This is a genomic window from Burkholderia sp. Ac-20392 (genome assembly GCF_017104585.1).
Taxonomy (GTDB): Bacteria; Pseudomonadota; Gammaproteobacteria; order Burkholderiales; family Burkholderiaceae; genus Burkholderia; species Burkholderia lata.
Genome location: NZ_JAAGPB010000663.1, coordinates 1 through 3855 on the forward strand (window position 1 = coordinate 1; position 3855 = coordinate 3855).

At 68.5% G+C, this 3855-nt stretch carries 4 protein-coding genes; 1 reads left to right on the forward strand and 3 read right to left on the reverse strand.

Annotation, left to right across the window (positions count from 1 at the left end):
• The 3 genes from G3N99_RS36435 to G3N99_RS36445 form a co-directional block, all read right to left on the reverse strand.
• Window positions 1-751, reverse strand: a 751-nt coding sequence (locus tag G3N99_RS36435; protein WP_206124782.1) for a cyclase family protein, incomplete at its 3' end; no start/stop codon positions are given.
• A 56-nt stretch (window positions 752-807) separates the two neighbouring features.
• A complete protein-coding gene (locus tag G3N99_RS36440; protein WP_174934587.1) occupies window positions 808-2088 on the reverse strand; it encodes a CoA transferase in 1281 nt (426 codons plus the stop codon).
• A gap of 59 nt (window positions 2089-2147) precedes the next feature.
• The gene (locus G3N99_RS36445) at window positions 2148-2912 is read right to left on the reverse strand and encodes an IclR family transcriptional regulator (protein WP_174947230.1); all 765 of its coding nucleotides are present in this window, start codon (window positions 2910-2912) and stop codon (window positions 2148-2150) included.
• Between the two features lie 232 nt (window positions 2913-3144).
• On the opposite strand from G3N99_RS36445, the gene G3N99_RS36450 reads away from it, so the two are divergent.
• Window positions 3145-3855 (forward strand): aldolase/citrate lyase family protein (locus G3N99_RS36450; RefSeq protein ID WP_206124783.1); only part of this gene is annotated, 711 nt, incomplete at its 3' end.

Genomic DNA, 3855 nt, shown 5'->3' on the forward strand with positions numbered 1-3855 from the left:
TGTCGATCCAGTTCAGCAGGCGCGCGTCGGCGCCGTCCAGCACGCAGCAGGCGTGCGGCGCACCGGCCTCGCCGCGCGCGGCCGCTTCCAGCAGAAGGCTGGCGAAACCGGTGTGCACGCACACGATATCGCCACGCTCGACGCTCACGTCATCCGCGCGCAGCACCGCCATCCAGTCGTCGAAACCGACCTTGCGCCGCGCATCGCCGAAGTGACGGCGCAGGTCGACCATCACGCCGCGCCCCTGCACGCCCGTCCGCGCCATCACCTCGATGCCGAGCGCGCGCGCGCCGCCTTCCGGCGCACCGGCCTCCGGCACGCGGATATGCTCGCCCATCCGGTAGCCGTTGTAGAACACGCGCGTCTTTTCACCATCGCCCGCCGGATCGAACAGCGAACCGACGTGCGACAGCGCGTCCCATTGCGTCGAGAACTGCGAATGCATGCAGAACGAATCGTCGCAAACCACGTCGGTTGCGTTCGCCACCTGTTCGTCCGCTCGATAGCCGAAGTATGGTGTGTCGCCCATCAGCGCCGGCATGATCGCGGGCGGACGCCGCCGCGCGTTCAATCCGCCGCCGCGCGGCACGTCGAGCGGCAGGCTCAGCGAAAAGACGCGGCCTTCGCGCACTTCCGCGACGCCGCGCAGCACGGCGTCGGGCGTCAGCCAGTTCAGGCGCCCTCTCTGGTCGTCCGGGCCGAAATCGCCCCAGTTCGAGCCGGGCGGCCGATGGGTCCAACGCGGATTCATGGTGTCTCCTCCATGCAATGTCCGGTGCATCCGGTATCGGTCGGTGCGCGGTCCGCTTACCGCGAATGGATCACGCCCAGCGCGGCGAGCCGCGCGTACTCGTGCTCGCCGAGCAGCGGCTGCAGGATCTCGCGGTTGTGTTCGCCGAGCGCGGGCGCGGGCCGGCGGAACGCGCCGGGCGTACCCGACAGGCGCGGCGTGACGTTGTGCATCGGCAGGCTGCCGACGTCGTCGTCGGGCAGTTCGACCAGCGCCTCGCGCTCGATCACGTAGCGATCCGCGACGATCTGCGCGATGTCCTGGATCGGCCCGACCGTCACACCCGCTTCCTCGAAGAACGCGAGATTCGCGTCGAGATCGCGTGCGCCGATGAATTCGCCGACGATCGCGTCGAGCGCTTCCGCATGACGTACGCGCAGCACGTTGGTGGCATAGCGCGGATCGTCGATCAGGTCCGCGCGGCCGATCGCGCGGAACAACCGCTCGGCCATCGCCTGCGTCGAACTCGACAGGCACAGCCATTTGCCGTCGCGGGTGCGATACGCATTGCGCGGCGCGGTGTTCGTCGAGCGGCTGCCGGTGCGCGGCTTGATCTCGCCCGTCATCACGTAGTTCGCCGCGGCCGGCCCGAGGATCGACAGCAGCGGCTCGAACAGCGACACGTCGATCACCTGCCCCGCCGCACGCTGCGACCCGCGCGCATGCAGCGCGACCAGCACCGCGAGCGCCCCAGACATCCCGGCCGTCATGTCGGCCAGAAACATCGGCGGAAGCACCGGCTCACGATCGGCGAACCCGTTGATCGCCGCGAAGCCCGCGTAACCTTCGGCGAGCGTGCCGAAACCCGGCTTGTGGCGATACGGGCCGGTCTGCCCCCAGCCAGAGATCCGCGCGATCACCAGTTCCGGCCGGATCGCGAGCAGGTCGTCGGGGCCGAGCCCCATCCGCTCCGCGACGCCCGGCTTGAAGCTCTCGACGAACACGTCCGCATCGCGCACCAGCCGGCGCACGATGTCGACGCCTTCCGGCGTGCGCAGATCGACACACACGCTGCGCTTGTTGCGTCCGTAGACCTTCCAGTTGGTGCTGATTCCACCCGCGCCGACCGCACGCAGCGTATCGCCGCGCTCGCTTTCGACCTTCACGACGTCCGCGCCGAAGTCGGCGAGTTGCACGCTCAGCATGTTGCCGGCCATCAGGCGCGACAGGTCGACCACGCGCACGCCGGACAGCGGTCCGCCCGCGCCTGCGTCGAACGATTTCGGACGGATCGGGCCGGTGGACGCGCGACGCTGCGCGCCGGCCGCACGGGCGGCCTGCGTGTCGGGTACGGACATGACTGTCTCCTGGTAGGTATGGGTCGGTGGTTCAGCGATGCGCGCGCCCCGCGCCTGCGCTATTCGAGCAGCGCGCCAAGCTGGTCGGCCGCCGGGAACGGCGCGCCCGTCGCGGGCAGGTCACCGCCGAGCGCATGCGTCAGCTCGGCAGCGGCGGCCTGCACGTACGGCAGGTAATCGGCCAGCACTTTCTTGTTGAAGCGATAGCGCGGCACGCCGAGCGAGATCGCCCCGCTCAGCACGCGGCCGACGCCGAACGCCGGGCACGCGATCGCCGCGCTCTCCGGATCGCGCTCGGCAATCGACACGGTATAGCCCTGCTCGGCCGTCTTCTCGTACTCGCCGCCGCGCGTGCCCGAAAACGCGAGCAGCACGCGCCCCGCCGCGCCGACGTCGAGCGGAAACCGGTCGCCTTCGCGCAGATGCGTGCGCACCGCGCGCTGTGCCTGGATGCGGAACAGGCAGACGCGCTGGTCGCCCTCGCGCACGTAGAACGCGGCGGTTTCGCCGGTCTGCGCCGACAGCGTCGACAGGATCGGCATCACGTGCTCGCGCAGCTGGAACGACTCGCGGTACATCACGCCGAGCTGGAATACGGCCGGCCCCAGCACGTAGCGTCCGTCCGGCAGGCGCTTGATGAAGCGGAACTGTTCGAGGGATTCGAACATCCGCAGCAGCGTGCTCATGTTGAGCCCGGTCGCATCGCTGACCTGCGCGAGCATCAACCCGCCGGACGCGCCGGCGAACGCCAGAAGCGCGGTCAGCGCGCGATTGACCGCGGCCACGCCGCCTTCTGCCTGATTGTTCGTCTCCACCTTGCTCATGTCCGCCTCGTGCTGTGCCGGGCGACGGTGCGATCCGCATCGCCCAGGGTCATCAAAAAATGAAAGTCACTTTCATTATACGCAGAGCGCCGATGACATCAACATGAATTCGCATGACTTCAATCGTTCATCTTCTTTCAATTCCTCGTAAATATAGGCGTTAACGATAATCTTGACGAATGCACCAATCAGTCTCAAAAATGAAAGTGACTTTTATTTTACGAGAACAACGATGAATTCCTCTTCCCAACCAGTCTGGCGCTCGCTTCTCTATGTCCCCGCCCACGTCGCCCGCTTTGTCGAAAAAGCCGCGACCAGCACGGCCGATGCGCTGATCCTCGACCTCGAGGACAGCGTGCCGTTCGCGTGCAAGCCCGACGCCCGCGCCGGCCTCGCCGACGCCGTGCCGATGCTGCGTGCCGCCGGCCGCGACGTGCTGGTCCGCGCCAACGGCCCGCTCGACCTGCTGGTGCCGGACCTGCGCGCGGCCGTGCGGGCCGGCGTGCACGGCGTCGTGCTGCCGAAGGTGCGCGGTGGCTCGCATGTCGAGGCGATCGACGAACTGCTGGCCACGCTCGAGGATGAAGCCGGGGCCGCGCCCGGCGGCACGCGTATCGTCGCGATCATCGAAACGCCGCGCGCGTTCCAGGCGATGGACCGGATCGCGCGCGCCTCGCCGCGCGTCGTCGCGATGATGCTCGGCGGCGGCGACTTCGCGCTGAACTGCGAAAGCGGCACCGGCGCCGACGTGCTGCGCGTGCCGAAGCAGTTGCTGATCATCGCCGCGCGAGCGGCCGGCATCCTGCCGCTCGGCCTGATCGACGGTCTCGACGAACTGCGCGACCTCGACGCGTTCGAGCGCATCGCCCACGCATCCGCGGCGCTCGGCTATGCGGGCGCCACCTGCATCCATCCGCTGCAGGTCGATGCGCTGAACCGCGCG